Source organism: Cytobacillus oceanisediminis, from assembly GCF_003182355.1.
In the GTDB taxonomy this organism is placed as follows: Bacteria; Bacillota; Bacilli; order Bacillales; family Cytobacillaceae; genus Cytobacillus; species Cytobacillus oceanisediminis_A.
Genome location: NZ_QGTW01000012.1, coordinates 157,621 through 175,971, shown reverse-complemented (window position 1 = coordinate 175,971; position 18,351 = coordinate 157,621). Strand labels below are relative to the sequence as shown.

The following is an 18,351-nucleotide window of genomic DNA, read 5'->3' as shown; positions in this document are numbered from 1 at the left end:
CGGACGGCAAATTAATGAAAGATTAGGAGGTTACAGAATGGATAAGCTCATGTTAAAAATATTTAATATTATTTTATTGATCCTTGCCGGCTCCGTGTTAACCAGAAACGGCTTTATTAAAAGCCAAATGAACTATTGGGCGAGAAGAGCATTTTACAATTTTCTAAGAATGGCTACATAAAAAGGAGATGACTATTTTGGTCATCTCCTTTTTATACACAAATCTTCTGAAGCGGCTCCACCATTTGTTCATGCAATATCATAATTTTTGAAGTAAAGGAACGGTGCTCTTCATAAGTGAATTGCAGTTCATGATAAAAATCAATTAGTTCCCTTATATTCGAAATCAGGTCTGCATCAAAAAGCCCTGATCGGTTGAGAAGAATATTTTCATACTTCTCTACAAGCTTTCTTGTTTTTTTAACTAATTTCCAGGCGTCCTTCATCCTTATTGCATCGTTCAGTTCAACAAAAAATTCAAGTAAGTCTTTTTGAAAGGTTTTTTTGAGTTCCTTGTTGATCATGTCAATGGATGGAAGTTCACTCTCTTGAAAAACAAATTGCTGCAGCATAATTAAATCAGTTTTTACAAATTGTTCTTCAAATGCCTGGTAAATTCGAAATGTATTATAAGCATCATACATAGGATGGTGGGGCTCTCCGATAAACTCAATACCATAAAACGATAGTGCCTTTTCCACTGAAGGGGATGTACGGGCGGCCCTTTTTGTAAAAATAGCCTGGAAATCTACATATCTTTTCGTTATTTTTTCAATTGTGGCCTCGGGCAGCTGATGCCTGATTGCGTCAGCTTTTAATCTTAAGAGGTCACTTGTTGACCACGAAAAGAACCGTGTTTTTTTGACGCCATCGACCCAGTAAAGAAATTCTTTGAAAACTTCTGGAAAGTCATCCGCTCCTCTTATATCCGAATCTTTGATCCCGGTCAGTTCTTTGCAAAACGCGCTTAAAGGGGATTGCTCCTGAGGACGGATGTACCGGTCAAACCCAGTGACTTTCCCTGTTTCAAGTTCATATTTAACCGCACCAAGGCGGATTGCTTCCATATCTTCAAAGAGCATCCCTTTTTTGTTGCATAGCATTTCAAAATCAAAGAAAACCAGCTGCTTTAACTCTGCCATTCATCCATCACCCCTTTTTCTTTGTCCAACAAGCTATTATATAGGAAAAATAGTTAATAAGGAAGGAGCAGAATTATCCATTTATCTGGAAATGGTTAATTCGATGGAGAAAATTACAGCAGAAACACGGATACCGCGAGAGTTGCTAAAACTATTCAATGTCAGGATATACATCTTTTTTCCCAGCTTTATACCATATCGGTTTACGATTTCTTTTTAAACGTTTACACTTAAAGAGTACATATTTTGCAATCGCTTTATCCTAAAAGGCATTGCTTCCTGCATCTTTATGAACTTTATATTTTTAAATTGAAAGGATGAATGAACAATGGGTATTTCTCTATCAAAAGGACAAAAAATTGATTTAACAAAAACAAATCCTGGATTGTCGAAGGTTATTGTTGGACTTGGCTGGGATACGAATAAATATGATGGCGGGCTGGACTTTGACCTGGATGCGAGTGTGTTTTTATTAGATGAAAACGGAAAATGCGCATCTGATAAAGATTTCATTTTCTATAACCAGCTTGAAGGCGGCAATGGTTCTGTCGTCCATACAGGCGATAATCGGACAGGAGAAGGAGACGGCGACGACGAGCAGGTAAAGGTAAACCTTGGAGCCGTTCCTGCAAACATCGAAAAAATCTCCTTTGTCATCACTATTCATGATGGTGAGAACCGCGGACAAAACTTTGGACAGGTTTCAAATGCATTCGCAAGAATCGTAAACGAAGAAACAAATGAAGAAATCATCCGCTACGACCTTGGGGAAGATTTCTCCATTGAAACAGCTATCGTTGTGGGCGAACTATACCGCCATAATGGCGAATGGAAATTCTCTGCTGTCGGTTCAGGATACCAGGGCGGGCTTGCCCGAATTGCAACTGACTTCGGATTGCAGGTAGGATAAATTCCATTAGCCAGGAAGAGCAGCTGCTTTTCCTGGTTTTTTTAAAATATTTGTTTTTTAAAGGAGGGGCTAATTTTGGGTATTCAATTATCAAAAGGACAAAGAATTGATCTGACAAAAACGAATCCAGGATTGACTAAAGCAGTTATCGGACTGGGCTGGGATACAAACAAGTATAGCGGCGGACAAGATTTTGATTTGGATGCTTCTGCATTTCTTGCTGATCAAAATAGTAAATGTGTGAATGATCATGATTTTATTTTTTACAACAACCTTCAGCATCCAAGCGGGGCAGTTGTACATACCGGAGACAATAGGACCGGCGAGGGAGACGGCGATGATGAACAGCTTGTTGTAGATTTCACAAAAATCCCTGCCCATGTTCATCGGATTGGAATAACGGTCACGATTCATGATGCTGAATTAAGACAGCAGAATTTCGGCCAAGTCTCCAATGCTTTTGTAAGACTTGTGGATGAATCAAACAATCAGGAATTGCTCCGTTTTGACCTTGGCGAAGACTTCTCAATTGAAACAGCAGTTGTATTCTGCGAATTATACCGCCATGGAAATGACTGGAAATTCAATGCGATTGGAAGCGGTTTTTCAGGCGGACTAGCAGCACTTTGCCGAAACTATGGTTTGCAGGTTTAATAACGCAGGTACCCAATTAGGCTGGGTACCTTTTTTGTTGAATAGAGTTTTTAATGATAACATACTGCCTGTATTAACAGGAATATGGCAAGAGTACATGAACCATCCCTATCATTAATGCTACTGAAAACCGACAAAAGCCTGCCAGCGGAACTATTCAACCTCTTTAGGGCCTCTTACCCAACAAACGGCTTGCCATCGGAACTAACCAACCTCTTGAGGGCCTTTATCCAATAAAAGAGCTTGCAAACGGAACTAATCAACCTCTTGAGGGCCTCTTATCCAACAAAACAGCTTGCCATCGGACCTATTCAACCTCATTAATGCCACCTGAAACTACACAAATCCTTACCGTGAAACTATTTTAAATGGCACTATTCACTTCTTTTATGACTATTGACCGGGACCAAAATATTTTGGTTAATACTCCCATACTTAAATTGAAGGGAAAGGGAACAATAGGTTTGAAAAACCTTGAGAGGAAGGGATGCAGCATGTCACTTGAATGGTTTGACAGGGTAAGCGGTGAATTACAGGATCATTTGGAATCGATTTGCAGTAAATATGATCAGATAGGCAATATGTCTATTGACAGGGGTGCCAAGCATCCCAGAATGGAATTTTTTATTGAAACTGAGGATAACGAAAGGGAGTATTTTTGTACCCTCTTCTTTGATCCTCATAACGAAGAGTTCTATGTAGAAGACTTTGACTTTGAGCTTGGCCATACATCTAAAACCATGCTTTTTGATATCGAAGACATTATTGATACAGTCCATGAAAGCCTCCATGATTACATGAATGGAGAAGATGATGACTATTATGAGCTTGAAACTGATGAAGAGGACGATGTTATATATGCCTCCGAAGATGGGGATTATGTTATCGCGGATGAATATGAAGTCGTGGAAGATGAAGATGGAGATATTTTTGAGGAAGTAGATGTGGAATGGGAAACACCTGAAGTAACCGCTTTTTTCAAAGAAGATGAAGTGGAAGTATCGTACCAGTTTGGAGTGGTCCATGAAACTGGTGATGGAGTGCTTCGACGGGTTAACCGAATTTGGACTGATGACGAAGAAATGATTAAAGATGAAGACCATTTTATCTTCAGCAAAGAGGAGGCAAGTACGATCATCGCCATGATTGCCAGCCACATGGATTCGCTGAGCGGACATGAGGCTGATTATCAGTAACTTAGGGCGTTCTGAAAGTTCCTCAGAATGATTATGTTAAAATTTCTCCTGACTTAGTAAAAAGAAGTGGCTTCTCTTTGATGCCACTTCTTTAACATTATCTAATTTAAACGGTTTCTTACATACCCTAAGACTCAACTTCTGCAATAACTAAAGAGTGGTGCTATTCAGACCTTTTGACGCTTCTTCTCAGCAAAAAGCATTAAAAGCACGCACAAAAGACCGTCAGTCAACGGATTCATTGTTAAGCCCTCAAAGCTTATTCCCATTGGGATAGGCTTTTCAAATTGAATAAATAGCTTTCATGTGCCTAATGGGATTGCATTCTATCTTTAGTACTATTCACGCTTGCCTCCGCCATAAACTAATTAAAGGATAGGGGAAAAGAGGTGTAAAGATGGGGATTCATGTGATTCAATCAGGTGATAGTTTATGGGCCATTTCACAAAAATACAATATATCCATTCAAAGTATTATAACTGCAAACGGCCTGGAAAATGCACCAAGAATTATTCCTGGATTGGCTCTCTACATTCCGGAAGACAAGGGAATAATGAGATCCTATATCGTTAAGGCGGGGGATACTTTTTGGAGAATTGCCCAGCGCTTCCAAACAAGTGTAAATGCAATCCTTTCAGCTAATCCGGGAATCAGGCCAGAATGGCTGCATATCGGACAAAAACTAAACATTCCTTCTCCAGTTAGATTAAGCATGCAAACTTTGGGTTTCGTTGTCCCATATTCTCCTGATTCTTTCTTACCCATTTTTAGGCAGACAGCAAGAAACCTGACATATATTGCTATTTCAGCCTACTCCTTAACAAAGGAAGGCTATGCATATGCAGAACTTGAAGATGAGGCAATCATTGCTGAGAGCAAGCGACTGAATGTTATACCGCTATTAATGATACGCAATCTGATAGGCGGGGAATTCAACGCTGAACTAATTGGAGGAGTTCTGCAAAATCCAGTATACAGACGGAACTTAATTTTAAGCTTGATGAATTTTATTAATCAAAAGGGCTATGGAGGCGTCAGTCTGGATTTTGAATTCATTCCTCCGCTGAGGCGCCCGGACTTCAGCTTATTTTTAAGAGAATTAAAAAATGTTCTGGGCTCACTTGTTCTCCATGTCAATGTCCATGCCAAGACAGAGGATATACCAACGAACCGAATTATTGGGGCATATGATTATAAAGCAATTGGGGAGGCTGCTGATATTGTGGCAGTCATGACCATGGATTACGGCTACCCGACTGGCCCCCCTGACCCGGTAGCTCCTGTATGGTGGGTAGAAGAGGTTATTAAATATTCCATTACCAAAATCAGACCGGAGAAGCTTCAAATTGCTCTGCCTTTATATGGCTATGATTGGAGGACCGCGGACAATTTAACTCGAGCGTACTCCCTGCTAGCCCTTCAGAACATGGCCTTAAGCACGGGGTCCATCATTCAGTACGATTCTTATGCGGCCTCTCCATGGTTTAAATACTGGAGAGGGGCAGAAGAGCATCTTGTCTGGTTTGAAGATATCCGAAGCATCACTGAAAAATATAAATTAATTGATCAGTATAGCCTTTTGGGAATGACTTATTGGCAATTAAGTTTGCCTTTCCCGCAAAATTGGGCTTTTGCTGATAAAAATTTCATAATTGAAAAGGCAATAAATTAAATAATCTCCTTCATTTCCTCCTCAAAGTAGAACATTTTCGGATTTTCTTTAATTGTATATGTGTATTTTTTCATTTTAGCCACATAGCATGATTTGTTGATTGTAACCTTCTCGCCCGTGTTAATTAAAATTACGGTATCATTTTGTTCAAATTTATTTCTTCGTTTCAATACTATCCCTGCTTTCTAAACACCATTACTAAAAAGTGTTATTAATCCATTATCTCATACTTCGGGGGAATTAACCCTCTATTTCTGCTAAATGCAGCTTTATAACCAATAAAAGGAAAGGATGGAAGCGAGCAGCCTCCATCTTTTCTTTTGCATATCGGCACTTACATGATATATTAATCTAATTGAATATTTATATCGAATTAAACGAAGGAAGAGAGATATGACCGCAACACTCACTTATATAAGAGATTGGCAAAAAGCAATTTTGGCTGAAATTATTCATCTAAAAAAATACGGCAGCACCCGTTACTTAATGCTTAATGGGCGGCTGCTTTCAAAATCAGATTCATATACTTATTTTTTCGACACACCTTCAACCATTAAAGTTCCAACAGGATCTTCTATAAAAATTGAATGGGGAAGCAGGAAGGTTGAGGGACGCATCCTTTCTTCGGAAGGCAATAATGTTATCCTTGCCTTGGATGAGAATTTAGGAATGGATTTGTCGGAGACTTATTTGCTACATGATCCTTGGGAGCTTTTAGATCAGCTTTATCAGCGCTTAGAAGACATGAAGGAAAGCAAAAGGAAAAGATCCAGAATAAAAAAACTGATGAACCCTTCCATGCCAGCCAAACATCCCGAAGATAAAATAAAAACAAGCACCCATGAGCTGATTTTACGTTCCAAGTATAATCCGGTTACGTATGTATGGGGCCCTCCGGGAACCGGTAAGACCTATACACTGGCCCGTGTGGCAGCCAATAAGTATTTTAAAGGACAAAGCGTCTTGATCCTTGCCCAAAGCAATCAGGCCATAGATGTATTGATGGCTGAAATCTCGGCTTTTGCAGCAAATAAAAAGAAAGTTCCTGACGGAGAATTGCTCCGATATGGTTCGCAGATTGGGCCAGCCTTATCAGATCATCCTTCACTGACGGCGAACTACCTTTTACAAAAACACCATTCCAATCTTGCTGAAAAGAAAGACTCTTTATTTGAAGAGCGGCGATTGCTAAAGTATGATTTATCTCGTTCCTTCAGCAAAAGGGATTCCGATCTGCTTATTGACGTCGAAAAGAAACTTTCAGGAATCCTTGAAAAAATAAGACAGAAAGAAATAGAGTTTATCAAAAGCGCTTCTATAATAGGATCCACATTGGCTAAAGCAGCGGGTGATCCGGCTATTTATGAGAAGAATTTTGATTTAGTCATTCTTGATGAAGCCAGTATGGCCTATGTTCCACAGGCAGCCTTTGCAGCTTCTCTTGGTAAAAGAGTAATCATATGCGGGGATTTTAAGCAGCTTCCGCCAATTGCTGCCGCACGCCAGAAAATGGCTGAAAAATGGCTAAGGGAGGATATCTTTCATCACTCAGGGGTATCTGAGGCAGTGAAGGATGGATATTTGCATCCCCATCTTTTTTTGTTAAAAGAGCAGCGCCGGATGCATCCTGAAATTTCAGCATTTTCCAATAAGCATATTTACCATTCCCTGGTGGGAGACCACCCGGATGTTCTTGCTGCAAGGTCCGATATTGCCGCTTGCGCACCCTTTCCAGGCAAAGCGTCCGTTCTGCTAAATGCTGCTGGCTCAGGAGAATATGGCATTAAAGACGGGAACACGAATTCGAGAATTAATTTGTGGAATCTGCTTCTTTCTTTTCAGCTGATTCACGAATCCTATATAGGGGGGAGCCGTTCGATCGGATATGTAACTCCATACCGGGCTCAGGCTGTATTAATGGAACAATTGCTTGGAGAATTGTATGAAAAAGAACTGACAGAAGCGGATATCATTGCTGCAACTGTCCATCGTTTTCAGGGCAGCGAGCGGGAAGTGATGATCTTTGATACCGCGGATTCCTTTCCACATGAAAGAGCTGGAATGCTATTGATCGGGAAAGAAAGCGAGAGGCTTTTAAACGTAGCCATTACGAGGACGAAAGGAAAGTTCATCCACATCTGTGATCTGGACTTTATCCAGAAGCATGTATACAGGAATAAAACATGGCGCCGCCTGGCTGATCATCAGCTTCAAAACGGACAGGCAGTCCATCCGGATAAAATAGGCAAATGGATCAAAAATCAGCATGCACGCCTTCAATGGATGCATGCACGGAAAATGGAAAGAGTTAAAGAGGATATTCAGTCTGCACAAAGGAAGATCGTTATTTCCCTGCCGGAGGCTGAAAAACTTGGAGAGGGATGGGGCAAAGTGTTTTCTTTAAGACATAAAAGCACTAAGTTAATCTTACTTGCTCAGAATCCCATACGAGCCATTCAGACTGACGAAGTAATTCCCCATAGGTTTCCGTTTCCATTCATATTAATTGATGAACAAATATTGTGGCTAGGCATGCCTGCAGAGACGCATAAAAAGGCTAAGCCTCCGTATGTAGCCGCAAGGCTGGATTCTGCGGTTGCAGGCACCTATCTTACTTCACAATTTAATCAGAGAAAATAAAAAAGACGCCCCTAAAGGCGTCTTTTTCTACGTATTGCGGCGACCCGACTGCACTCCACATAGTGCATTGCCAATTAAGGCTGTCTGCCGTCTTATGCAATTAGCTCATCGCTTTACTAATATAACACTTTTATTGAAAGGACACAAGACTTTTTTACTTTGAGTTCGCTCCATTGCAATCCTCCATCAGTTCATTCAAAATATAACTAAACTAAAAACTGGGGGTGTGATCATTTGAATCTGAAACCATTAAAGGGTCAGCATCATGTTTCTGCCATAACAGCAAATGCCCAAAAGAACTATGAATTTTATACAAACATCCTCGGAATGCGTCTCGTAAAAAAGACTGTCAACCAGGACGACACTTCCATGTACCATTTATTTTATGCTGACGAAAGAGGAAATCCCGGAACTGACTTAACTTTTTTCGAGATACCAAATGCAGGCCGCACCTATCGCGGAACTGACAGCATTACCTGTACATTTTTACGTGTTCCAACAGATGAATCACTGCTTTACTGGAAAAAAAGACTGGAGGAGCATGGCGTATCACATGAAGATATCCGTGCAGCAGGCACTAGAATGATATTATTTTTTGAAGATTTTGAAGGCCAGCGCCTGGCCCTTATTTCCGATCAGGATAATGGAGGGGTAAAAGGGGGCCGGCCGTGGGCTCGGAGTCCTGTTCCTCAAGAGCATGGAATTATAGGGCTTGGACCGGTTATGCTGACAGTCTCCAATTTGAAACCAACAGAAAAAATACTTACAGAGGTAATGGATTTTCGAAAAATAGGATTATACACTCTGGAAGTCAATGGAGATAATACAGTCCACGTCTACGATACAGGCGAGGGCGGAAACGGGGCAGAGGTCCATATAATCGAACGCCCAGACTTGGCCCAGCAGCGGCCAGGCCGCGGCAGTGTCCACCATGTTGCCTTCCGTGTAGAAGATGAAGAAGAATTAAGGAGATGGATTCAAAAGTTGAAGGAACAGCGGATTGCAAGTTCTGGATTCGTAGAAAGATATTATTTCAAATCATTGTACTTCCGTGAACCGAACGGGATTCTATTTGAGCTCGCAACAGACGGACCGGGATTTGAAGGGGATGAACCCTTCGAACATTTAGGTGAAAAGCTGGCTCTTCCTCCTTACTTTGAAGATCAGCGAGAACAAATCGAGGCAAGAATAAAACCGCTTAATACAAAAAGTCCATAGAAAATTGAGGGATGAACATGATTGTTCGTCCCTTTCTATATAAAGGAAACCTATATCTTGAAACTTTTTATAGAGTTTGTTCGTTTAATATATAATAAGAGGACACTACTAAAAAATAAACATAACAGAGAATAAGAAGGAGTCACCATGGATAAATTTCAAAGTTTCAAGGAAGCTTTTGTGAGGTTTTGGCGAAAAAAACACTTAACACAAATACTGCTTCTTTTATTACTGACCATCATACTTTTAACGATCCTATTTTTCGCATTTCTGGCAGCTACCGCAAACGTTGAGACACTTAAAGAAGGTTTAAGGCAATCCACCGTCATTTATGATAAAGATGGTGATGCTGCCGCAAGCCTGGCAGCTAACAGGGCAGAGGGTGCTAATATTGAAGAATTGCCGGATTATGTCGGCAATGCTGTCGTGGCTATTGAAGATGAACGTTTTTATAAACATAACGGTTTCGATATTAAAGGAATTGCGCGGGCGTTTTTCAGCAATTTATTTGCAGGAAGAATTACCGGCGGGGGCAGTACCATTACTCAGCAGCTGGCCAAAAATGCTTTGCTTTCACCTGAGCAAACCTATAAACGGAAAGCTGAGGAGCTGTTCCTGGCAGTCGAGATTGAAAAAAATTATAAAAAAGATGATATCCTGCAAATGTATTTAAATCAGGTGTATTTTGGCAGCGGCGCCTGGGGAATTGAACAGGCAGCCAACAAGTACTTTAGCAAAACACCTCAGGAAATAACCATCAGTGAAAGCGCACTTCTTGCAGGACTGCTGCAATCTCCTTCCGCACTTGATCCCTATAATCATTATGAGAGGGCGATGGAAAGAAGGAATGTGGTCCTTGGAAAAATGAAGGAACATAAGATGATATCAGGGCAGGAGTATAAGGATGCTGTAAATGAAAAAATAGAGCTGAAGGAAGGCACAAGAAGCAAGCAGGAAAGGAAATACCCATACTATGTAGATGCCGTCCTTGATGAAGCAATTAATAAATACGGCTTAACACAGGAAGAGATTTTTACAAGAGGATATAAAATTTACACGGAAATGGACCAGAACCTTCAATCAAGCCTGGAAAATGTATATGTTAGGGACTCTATTTTCCCTCCTGGCATGAATGGCGAAATCGTCCAAAGCGGTGCAGTCCTTATGGATCCGCAAACGGGGGGAGTCAGAGGGCTTGTTGGGGGCAGGGGCGAGCATGTTTTCAGAGGCTTTAACAGGGCTACACATATAAAAGCCCAGCCAGGATCGACTTTAAAGCCGCTGGCTGTTTACACACCAGCCTTAGAGGAAGGGTACTCACCTACCTCTATGTTAAAAGATGAACCTGTAACATATGGAGATTACACACCAGCTAATGCTTCAGGGAAATATTCCGGTGAGGTGTCCATGTATAAGGCAGTAGAAGAATCAATCAATGTTCCGGCGGTATGGCTCCTAAACGAAATTGGGTTGGATAAAGGGCTGGATTCCCTTGAACGATTTGGCATCCCGCTTGAAAAAGAGGATGAATATTTAGGTATTGCACTCGGCGGAATGAGAAAAGGAATTTCACCACTGAAACTCGCAGAGGCTTACGCCACTTTTCCAAATGGCGGAAAAAGACATGATGCCCACTTAATTACTAAAATAGTCGGGCCGACAGGAAGCATAATTGCTGAACGGGAACGAAAAACCGTTAAGGTAACAACCAAAACCATATCAAACCAAATGACTTCCATGCTTCTGAATGTAGTTGAATCAGGCACCGGAAGTGCCACGAAAATGGAAGGAGTCCAGATTGCAGGCAAAACTGGTTCAACCCAGCTTCCATACAATGACATTAACGGAACAAAGGACCAATGGTTCGTAGGCTATACACCTAATCTGGTAGGAGCAGTCTGGCTGGGGTATGACCGGACTGACAGGGAGCATTATTTATCAAAAAGCAGTTCTGAAACAGCTGTACCTGTGTTCAGGGCGATTATGGAAGAAAGCCTTCCGTATATGGAAGAGGATCAGTTTTCTACTAAATCAGTAAATGAAAAGCTGGCCAAGAAAGAGTTAACAGCAGAAATAGAGCAGACGATTAAAGAACAAGCAGAAAAGATAGAAGGCAAGCTAAGAGATGACCTTCCTGTATGGAAAGAAAAATTAAAAGAAGGCAAACAGGAACTTGAGGAATTCGGTAAATTCCTCAAAGAAAAATGGGGCCAGTTTACTAATTAATCATTAGGCTATATTAAAGCTCATTGTTAATTTTGGCATGATGCTGATGGTAACGGAAGGCGCGACTCCTCGAAAATTTATACCCTTTTCCTTCGAGCGCTGTTGATTCGAAGATGATGGTCTAATATCCTGCTGGAAAATACGGGTTAAAGGGAGACCCCAGGTGGATCGCGCCGAAGAAGCGCCCGCCCGCGGTTCGCTGAGCTTCTAGAGCGGAAACCAGCATCCAAGTTTACCAAAGATGATCATAAAAAGGAGAATGGCATCCGCTGTTCTCTTTTTTATTTTCTTTATCCTTTATACTGGAATAATTCCAAAAAACAGTGTAACCTAAGTATTTATAGCAGCCCCTAACACTTCGACAGCAATCGCTAGCGAAAAGCTAGCAATTAGATATCATTCGCTAGGAGGATTTATTAATGAATGGAGAAACCCGCATACAGCTTAATGTTCGCATATCAAAAGATACATCTAATAAGCTAGATGAGATTGTTGAATACTATCAGGAAAACACGAAGCTTGGCAGAATTTATAAAGGCGATGTATTAACCGATATTATAGAAAAATCATATGAAGTAATGAATAAGCAGAAAAAGCTGAATAAAAAATTTTAACAGATTAATTTTTATGGGAGTATTGGAGGGATTTTTGTGAGGGATGTAAAATTAACGGATATTTTTCAGCACCGGATTGCCCAAAAATATATCACCAGGTCCGGTATCGCTCATGCAATAGCTGTTTCCTATCATGCTTTCCAGCTTGCCAAGGATCAAGATGAAGATGTTGACTCGGCTGCAAAAGCCGGTTTTATGCATGACATTGGCCATTACACCTGGTATAAAAATGGTAAATGGGATTATGATCTTTACAGGCAAAATGATATTCATGCCATTAAAGGGGCAGAGCGAGCACATAAGCTCTTAATTCGTCTTGGAGAAAACCCAGTAAAAGCGAAAGAAATAGCTTTGGCTATTCTCTTTCATACAGATTCTTTTCTGCCAGGCGGAGAGGTTGTAAGAACACCGCTGCAATCCATTGTCAAATTGGCAGATGAAAAGGATGAAGAACCTGGAGGCGGACATCATTATCGTGATCTTGATTTTGAAAGGGCGATGAAAAGCCTGCAGATCCTTGATGAAAAAATTGATGATTTATTGGAGAAGAAATGAGGAATAAACAAGCAATCTGTCTTTTTATGCGCTTCCCCAGGAAATCTGTTCATGATTTTCCGTCCCTGCGAAAGAAGGGAAGCGCATATAGTAAGCAGAATACTATTAGCAGGGAGATAAAACATTGTCAAAATAGTTAAAATTTTGATAATATTTTAGTAGGATGGTGATGGTAAGTGCGTGCAAGAAGCCGAAAACAGCAAACATTTAATGTGGAAGAATTTAAATTTGGATTAACAACCATATTCCTGCATCTATCATTTTATGCACTAATCATTTTTATACTTATACTTTTTATTGAGCTATTTAGTTAATTGCGAATGGATTTCATACATACTCCAGAGCAGGCTAGGAGCAGGCTCTGGAGCTGACCTTAATCTTTAGAAAGCAAACCCTTATCCATCAAATATCTTTCCACTTCCTTAAATTCCTCAACTGGTATAAATGGAATGTTCTTTTTGCTAAGAAGATCCTGCAGGCCATTTTTTGCAAATGTGGTGTCAGCATACTCTGCTGGGTGAGAATCTGGTTCACTGTCGCCAATAAAGAATACCATTTCATACTCATTCTTAAGGTCCTGAATAACCTTTGATTTATCAATTCCATACCTTTCGGAATAATGCCGGTGATTTTTATCTATATTCATATGGACATTTTTTTCACGATAATAGCCCTCATTGGAAAAAACCTTTACATCTTTAATCCCATACTTTTTTAAAATGTGGTAAATATAATAGTCTGTGCCGGCACTCAAGATATAAAAATCGCCGCCATTTTCTTGGACAGTTTTTATAAATTCTGGCACATCTTCATCAATGGGGATCGAAAGAATATCCTCAATAATTTGATCTTCCTCCTGATTTATCGAAGTAAAGACCTTATTTAAAAAATCGATATCCCTCATTTCACCTGCTTTCCACTTTGGCATAAGTTCCCGGCCTTCTGGATAATATTTATCCATCATAATTAAATAAAAATCCCTTTTCGAGATCGTTCCATCAAAATCAGATACAAAAGCCCACTTTTTCATCCTTTTAAACCTCCGGTAATTGTATTTCTCTTTCTAAGATTAATTCATTTATTAGTGCTCTACTAGCAATACCCTTTCTTTTTTATGTTCAATCAATGAAAAATACACCTTTTAATTTTATTCCTGAAGAGATTAATGGTATTATTAATTTGATTTTCACATAAGGAGATGATTAGAATGGCAGAAAAAGGATACATATTATTGAAAAATGGTGAAAAGGTAGAATTCGAATTATACCCGGAAGCAGCTCCAGGCACTGTTGAAAACTTTAAAAAGCTTGCGAACGAAGGTTTCTATAACGGCCTAACTTTCCACCGTGTAATCCCTGGTTTTGTAAGCCAAGGGGGATGCCCAAACGGAACAGGTACAGGCGGTCCTGGCTACACAATCAACTGTGAAACAGAAGGCAACCCTCATAAACATGAGGAAGGTTCCCTTTCAATGGCTCACGCTGGCCGTAATACAGGCGGAAGCCAGTTCTTTATCGTTCATGAACCACAGCCTCATTTAAATGGCGTTCACACTGTTTTCGGAAAAGTTACTTCCGGCATAGAAGCAGTAAAAGCGATGAGAAATGGCGATGTTATGGAGAAAGTAGAAGTTTTAGAAGGATAATTTGTTTATCGCGAAAAAGAGCCGCAATGGCTCTTTTTTGATTTTTCGCAAATAGCCTATTCAGTTATTTCTCATACTAAAGGTAGCGTTAAACACAAGGAGATGACGAAAATGGGCGCCATTGAAAGAAGCGGCTTTCGTTTTGAGCCGGAATTCAGTGTAATCAGCCAAAATGGGGCTATCCATGTATATCAAAATGGAAAGTTCGTAGAAGAAATTCAATTTGAATTTACTGGAAAGTTCCCCGAAAATGACCAAATTGAAGAAATCGTTGATACTTATTGCAATCACCATGGATTGTAAGATTCCTCTTTATCCGGCGTCCTGCACTGTCAACTCCAGGACGCCCTGCCTCTTCTATCACCTCCATTATCCTTTTTATTTTTATTTCCTATTTAAAGTTATGTACAATAGTTAATACCAGCGTAAATGAAAGGAATGATCGCTTAATGGAGCCGATCAAAGACCATTTAAAGGAAAATCTTGATTTGCTGTTTGTTGGCTTTAATCCAAGCATTCGCTCAGGAGAGACAGGGCACCATTTTGCCAATCCCAATAATCGCTTTTGGAAAATCCTCCATGAGTCGGGATTAACACCAAGGAAATTCGATTCCACTGAAGATTACAGGTTACTTGAATTAGGCTATGGCATGACTAATATCGTGCCCCGGCCAACTAAAGCAGCGGATGAAATAACGAAAGAAGAATATAAAGAAGGAAGAGAGACACTGATTAAAAAAATTAGTGCATACAAGCCCAAGGTTGTTTGTTTTGTAGGAAAAGGAGTATACCAGGAATACAGCCGCAAAAAAAAGCTCCCCTGGGGAATACAGGACGAATCGCTGGTGCCTGGGACCCTTGATTTCGTGGCCCCATCTTCCTCAGGACTGGTCAGAATGAAAATGGATGAAATTATTCAAATCTATGCCGAGATTCCTAAGTTATTAAAATCATTAAAGTGAGTTTGCTGTCTTCGTGTAAGCAGCACAAAGTTTATTATTTTTACTGGCTAAGAAGATTGGGTCTCTGTTAATCCTCCCAATTAATGACTATCTTTCGAGCGAGGCAGGGAGTATGAGGGTTATTCCTACTAATTAGCGCCCATATTTCTTGCCAAGCAGGGAACATGGTCGTTATTCCTCCCGATTAACGACCATTTCATGTCCAAACCCAGGAGCATGGGCGTTATTCCTCCCGATTAACGACCATTTCACTCGTCAACCCAGGAACATGGGCGTTATTCCTCTCGATTAACGACCATTTCATGTCCCAACCCAGGAACATGGTCGTTATTCCTCTCGATTAACGACCATTTCATGTCCCAACCCAGGAACATGGGCGTTATTCCTCCCGATTAACGACCATTTCATGTCCCAACCCAGGAACATGGGCGTTATCCCTCTCGATTAACTTCCATTTCACGGACCCTTGAATTTATTTCGTATCCTTCTATAAAGCCAACGCTTTACAAGGAAAACAGATAGACAACTTTTTTCAAAACTACTCTTCTAACCCTGCGCCTAGTGCAAATAGCATAAATTCTTCCTTTTTTCTAACCCAAATCTAGTAAATTCCCCTACGAACGATACTGTCAAAAAAGATTCAGAATTGTTAAAATAGAGATAACACCAAGAACCAGCTTCAATTTAATCTCTTAAGGAGGGAAAGAAATGGAGCAATATGTGCGCGTTATTCCTTATAAGGTAATTCAGGAGGAAGAGGAAGTTAAAGAAGTGCCAAAAGGTGTCGAATTAATTCAGGCGCCAAAGATTTGGAACGAAACCAAAGGAAAAGGCATTAAAGTTGCTGTCCTAGATACTGGCTGTGATGTAAATCATCCTGATTTAAAGGATCGTATTATTGGCGGCCGCAATTTTACAGACGATGATAGCAGCAACCCTGATATTTACACAGACTATAACGGACACGGCACTCATGTTTCCGGTACAATTGCAGCGCAGGAAAATGATGCAGGTGTAATCGGAGTAGCCCCGGAAGCAGAACTCCTGATTGTAAAGGTTTTAAACAAAAATGGATCCGGACAATATGAGTGGATTATCAACGGCATCCATTATGCAATCGAACAAAATGCGGATATTATCTCCATGTCCCTCGGCGGCCCGGCTGATGTTCCTGAACTGTACGATGCAATTAAAGCAGCAGTCAAGAAGAATATCCTTGTTGTATGCGCAGCAGGCAATGAAGGTGATGGGGATGATTCAACTGATGAATTTGCCTATCCTGGCTGCTACAATGAGGTAATAAGCGTTGGAGCGATTAACCTTGAAAGAGATTCATCTGAATTTACAAATTCCCATAACGAAATTGATTGTGTGGCACCCGGTGAAGGCATCCTATCAACATATTTAAATGGAAAATATGCAACTCTTAGTGGAACTTCCATGTCAGCTCCACACGTTTCCGGTGCATTGGCACTAATTAAAGAATATGCAAACAGGCATTTTGAAAGAAAGCTTTCAGAACCTGAGCTGTATGCACAATTAATCAGGCGGACTGTTCCGCTAGGAAATTCCCCTAAGCTGGAAGGAAACGGACTTGTTTATCTAACAGTTCCAGAGCATTTAGCCGGCATTTTTGACAAGAACTTTAAAACAATGGTTATGAACGCAATATGATTAAGATTAAGAGCATTTCCGAGGAATGGATTACTGCTCAGGCAAAACATATTAATAGTGTTCAAAACGAAATATATTACGATTCCCAGCTGGATTTAGTCAAGCAAGAGGAGTATTACAATAGCATCAATTTTGAACAAGATAATATATTTGATCAGCTCTATTCACTTTTGGTGAATACTCATACTACTCACTTGGATTATTCACCACACCAATATGTCTACCCATGGGTAGACTTGCAGGAAAACCGCAAGCTTAAGAGTTTATATTCTGGCCAAGGACTTGATCCTCTTAAAATAATTGATCAGGATTTAAAGCTCTTAAAAACGATACAAGAAGAAGGTTTTATTAGTAAGGGAAGGATCATCTTTAATACTGAGCATGTTGTGCCCCAATCCTGGTTTGGAGAAAAAGAGCCGATGAAAGGGGATCTTCATCATCTTTTTGCTTGCGAACCTGCATGCAATAGTATGAGAAGCAACTTTCCATACTATGATTTTGAGTCATATGTTCCTGAATTCCAAGGAGAGAATATTCGAAACGGCTGCGGAATGGCAGAAAATGAGAAGTTTGAACCTGAATACGGAAAAGGGATCGCCGCACGGGCAGTATTCTATTTTGCAATAAGATATAAAAAAGTGATCAGGATGGAATCCAAAATGGATCTGAACCTTTTGCTGAAATGGCATAAAGAAAATCCTGTGAATTTATATGAAAAGCACAGAAACGCAGCAATCCAGGATCTGCAGGGAAACCGCAATCCCTTCATTGATTATCCTGAACGTGCAAAAGAAATGCTCGGCTTATAAGAGAAACCGCCTGAATTCAGGCGGTTTTTCGTTTATAATAACGCTATAAACAACTAGTCAGAGGAGCCTTCATATGCAGCCGTTTACCGTAAAAGCTATTAAGATTATCCAAAACATCCCTTCCGGAAAAGTTATGACATATGGACAAATTGCAAAACTTGCCGGCAGTCCGCGGGGTGCAAGGCAGGTAGTCCGGATCCTTCACTCCCTAAGTGAAAAACATCTGCTGCCTTGGCATCGGGTTGTAAACGGGAAAGGGGAGATAGGCTTTAAAGATGACCTTTCTTTTAACCTTCAGAGAGAACTGCTTGAAAAAGAAGAAATTTATGTTTCTCCAAAAGGAATACTAGATTTGCAGGAGTATTTATATGACCCTTTATACCCTCACTGATAATCGATAATTACGTGGAATCATCAGTAAAAACCCTGCATTC

The 18,351-nt window shown here is 40.4% G+C and carries 19 protein-coding genes; 16 read left to right on the top strand and 3 right to left on the bottom strand.

Annotation, left to right across the window (positions count from 1 at the left end; translation table 11 throughout):
• Positions 1-37: 37 nt before the first annotated feature.
• Entirely contained in the window at positions 38-181 is a 144-nt protein-coding gene (locus tag DFO73_RS28820) for a hypothetical protein (protein ID WP_181396073.1), read from the top strand.
• 31 nt (positions 182-212) lie between these two features.
• Here the strand turns inward: DFO73_RS28820 and DFO73_RS20650 are convergent, their stop codons facing one another.
• The gene (locus DFO73_RS20650; protein ID WP_110066580.1) at positions 213-1,142 is read right to left on the bottom strand and encodes a 3'-5' exonuclease; all 930 of its coding nucleotides are present in this window, start codon (positions 1,140-1,142) and stop codon (positions 213-215) included.
• 328 nt (positions 1,143-1,470) lie between these two features.
• Here DFO73_RS20650 and DFO73_RS20645 point away from each other — a divergent pair, with 328 nt between their 5' ends.
• The 4 genes from DFO73_RS20645 (at position 1,471) to DFO73_RS20630 (ending at position 5,574) form a co-directional block, all read left to right on the top strand.
• Positions 1,471-2,052 carry a TerD family protein gene (locus tag DFO73_RS20645; protein WP_110066579.1) on the top strand — a complete coding sequence of 194 codons (582 nt, stop codon included), beginning with the start codon at positions 1,471-1,473 and terminating at the stop codon, positions 2,050-2,052.
• Positions 2,053-2,127: 75 nt separating this feature from the next.
• Positions 2,128-2,706 carry a TerD family protein gene (locus tag DFO73_RS20640; RefSeq protein ID WP_110066578.1) on the top strand — a complete coding sequence of 193 codons (579 nt, stop codon included), beginning with the start codon at positions 2,128-2,130 and terminating at the stop codon, positions 2,704-2,706.
• Between the two features lie 494 nt (positions 2,707-3,200).
• Complete coding sequence (locus DFO73_RS20635; protein WP_110066577.1) at positions 3,201-3,902, top strand: hypothetical protein; 702 nt, start codon at positions 3,201-3,203, stop codon at positions 3,900-3,902.
• Between the two features lie 397 nt (positions 3,903-4,299).
• A complete protein-coding gene (locus DFO73_RS20630) occupies positions 4,300-5,574 on the top strand; it encodes a LysM peptidoglycan-binding domain-containing protein (RefSeq protein WP_110066576.1) in 1,275 nt (424 codons plus the stop codon).
• Here DFO73_RS20630 and DFO73_RS28815 read toward each other — a convergent pair.
• Positions 5,571-5,744 (bottom strand): hypothetical protein, encoded by a 174-nt coding sequence (locus DFO73_RS28815; protein ID WP_181396072.1) that lies wholly within the window; start codon positions 5,742-5,744, stop codon positions 5,571-5,573. The genes DFO73_RS20630 and DFO73_RS28815 overlap by 4 nt on opposite strands.
• Positions 5,745-5,967: 223 nt before the next feature.
• Between DFO73_RS28815 and DFO73_RS20625 the strand changes: the two genes are divergently transcribed.
• The 5 genes from DFO73_RS20625 (at position 5,968) to DFO73_RS20605 (ending at position 12,827) form a co-directional block, all read left to right on the top strand.
• Entirely contained in the window at positions 5,968-8,214 is a 2,247-nt protein-coding gene (locus DFO73_RS20625; protein ID WP_110066575.1) for a DEAD/DEAH box helicase, read from the top strand.
• Positions 8,215-8,448: 234 nt separating this feature from the next.
• On the top strand, positions 8,449-9,432 hold the full coding sequence (locus DFO73_RS20620; RefSeq protein WP_110066574.1) for a ring-cleaving dioxygenase: 984 nt from the start codon (positions 8,449-8,451) through the stop codon (positions 9,430-9,432).
• Positions 9,433-9,579: 147 nt separating this feature from the next.
• Positions 9,580-11,658, top strand: a complete 2,079-nt coding sequence (locus DFO73_RS20615) for a transglycosylase domain-containing protein (RefSeq protein ID WP_110066573.1) — start codon at positions 9,580-9,582, stop codon at positions 11,656-11,658.
• 419 nt (positions 11,659-12,077) lie between these two features.
• Positions 12,078-12,272: a hypothetical protein gene (locus DFO73_RS20610; protein WP_110066572.1), complete on the top strand. Its 195-nt coding sequence runs from the start codon at positions 12,078-12,080 to the stop codon at positions 12,270-12,272.
• 36 nt (positions 12,273-12,308) lie between these two features.
• Positions 12,309-12,827 carry an HD domain-containing protein gene (locus DFO73_RS20605; RefSeq protein ID WP_110066571.1) on the top strand — a complete coding sequence of 173 codons (519 nt, stop codon included), beginning with the start codon at positions 12,309-12,311 and terminating at the stop codon, positions 12,825-12,827.
• Between the two features lie 373 nt (positions 12,828-13,200).
• Here DFO73_RS20605 and DFO73_RS20600 read toward each other — a convergent pair whose 3' ends face one another.
• Entirely contained in the window at positions 13,201-13,857 is a 657-nt protein-coding gene (locus DFO73_RS20600; RefSeq protein WP_110066570.1) for an MtnX-like HAD-IB family phosphatase, read from the bottom strand.
• Positions 13,858-14,034: 177 nt separating this feature from the next.
• Between DFO73_RS20600 and DFO73_RS20595 the strand changes: the two genes are divergently transcribed.
• The 6 genes from DFO73_RS20595 to DFO73_RS20570 all read left to right on the top strand — a co-directional run bounded on the left by DFO73_RS20595 (position 14,035) and on the right by DFO73_RS20570 (position 18,308).
• Positions 14,035-14,472, top strand: a complete 438-nt coding sequence (locus DFO73_RS20595) for a peptidylprolyl isomerase (RefSeq protein WP_110066569.1) — start codon at positions 14,035-14,037, stop codon at positions 14,470-14,472.
• 111 nt (positions 14,473-14,583) lie between these two features.
• Entirely contained in the window at positions 14,584-14,775 is a 192-nt protein-coding gene (locus DFO73_RS20590) for a YbxH family protein (RefSeq protein WP_110066568.1), read from the top strand.
• 146 nt (positions 14,776-14,921) lie between these two features.
• Positions 14,922-15,434: a mismatch-specific DNA-glycosylase gene (locus DFO73_RS20585; RefSeq protein ID WP_110066567.1), complete on the top strand. Its 513-nt coding sequence runs from the start codon at positions 14,922-14,924 to the stop codon at positions 15,432-15,434.
• A 708-nt stretch (positions 15,435-16,142) separates the two neighbouring features.
• Positions 16,143-17,108 carry a S8 family peptidase gene (locus DFO73_RS20580; protein ID WP_110066566.1) on the top strand — a complete coding sequence of 322 codons (966 nt, stop codon included), beginning with the start codon at positions 16,143-16,145 and terminating at the stop codon, positions 17,106-17,108.
• A complete protein-coding gene (locus tag DFO73_RS20575; protein ID WP_110066565.1) occupies positions 17,105-17,917 on the top strand; it encodes an endonuclease I family protein in 813 nt (270 codons plus the stop codon). Before DFO73_RS20580 ends, DFO73_RS20575 begins: the two co-directional genes overlap by 4 nt.
• Before the next feature lie 73 nt (positions 17,918-17,990).
• Positions 17,991-18,308 carry an MGMT family protein gene (locus tag DFO73_RS20570; RefSeq protein ID WP_110066564.1) on the top strand — a complete coding sequence of 106 codons (318 nt, stop codon included), beginning with the start codon at positions 17,991-17,993 and terminating at the stop codon, positions 18,306-18,308.
• Positions 18,309-18,351: the final 43 nt, after the last annotated feature.

Bases quoted from the DNA above. Each gene is read 5' to 3' on its own strand.
- DFO73_RS28820 (WP_181396073.1), top strand. From the start codon at position 38: ATGGATAAGCTCATGTTAAAAATATTTAATATTATTTTATTGATCCTT.
- DFO73_RS20650 (WP_110066580.1), bottom strand. From the start codon at position 1,142: ATGGCAGAGTTAAAGCAGCTGGTTTTCTTTGATTTTGAAATGCTATGC.
- DFO73_RS20645 (WP_110066579.1), top strand. From the start codon at position 1,471: ATGGGTATTTCTCTATCAAAAGGACAAAAAATTGATTTAACAAAAACA.
- DFO73_RS20635 (WP_110066577.1), top strand. From the start codon at position 3,201: ATGTCACTTGAATGGTTTGACAGGGTAAGCGGTGAATTACAGGATCAT.
- DFO73_RS20630 (WP_110066576.1), top strand. From the start codon at position 4,300: ATGGGGATTCATGTGATTCAATCAGGTGATAGTTTATGGGCCATTTCA.
- DFO73_RS20625 (WP_110066575.1), top strand. From the start codon at position 5,968: ATGACCGCAACACTCACTTATATAAGAGATTGGCAAAAAGCAATTTTG.
- DFO73_RS20615 (WP_110066573.1), top strand. From the start codon at position 9,580: ATGGATAAATTTCAAAGTTTCAAGGAAGCTTTTGTGAGGTTTTGGCGA.
- DFO73_RS20610 (WP_110066572.1), top strand. From the start codon at position 12,078: ATGAATGGAGAAACCCGCATACAGCTTAATGTTCGCATATCAAAAGAT.
- DFO73_RS20600 (WP_110066570.1), bottom strand. From the start codon at position 13,857: ATGAAAAAGTGGGCTTTTGTATCTGATTTTGATGGAACGATCTCGAAA.
- DFO73_RS20595 (WP_110066569.1), top strand. From the start codon at position 14,035: ATGGCAGAAAAAGGATACATATTATTGAAAAATGGTGAAAAGGTAGAA.
- DFO73_RS20590 (WP_110066568.1), top strand. From the start codon at position 14,584: ATGGGCGCCATTGAAAGAAGCGGCTTTCGTTTTGAGCCGGAATTCAGT.
- DFO73_RS20585 (WP_110066567.1), top strand. From the start codon at position 14,922: ATGGAGCCGATCAAAGACCATTTAAAGGAAAATCTTGATTTGCTGTTT.
- DFO73_RS20580 (WP_110066566.1), top strand. From the start codon at position 16,143: ATGGAGCAATATGTGCGCGTTATTCCTTATAAGGTAATTCAGGAGGAA.
- DFO73_RS20575 (WP_110066565.1), top strand. From the start codon at position 17,105: ATGATTAAGATTAAGAGCATTTCCGAGGAATGGATTACTGCTCAGGCA.
- DFO73_RS20570 (WP_110066564.1), top strand. From the start codon at position 17,991: ATGCAGCCGTTTACCGTAAAAGCTATTAAGATTATCCAAAACATCCCT.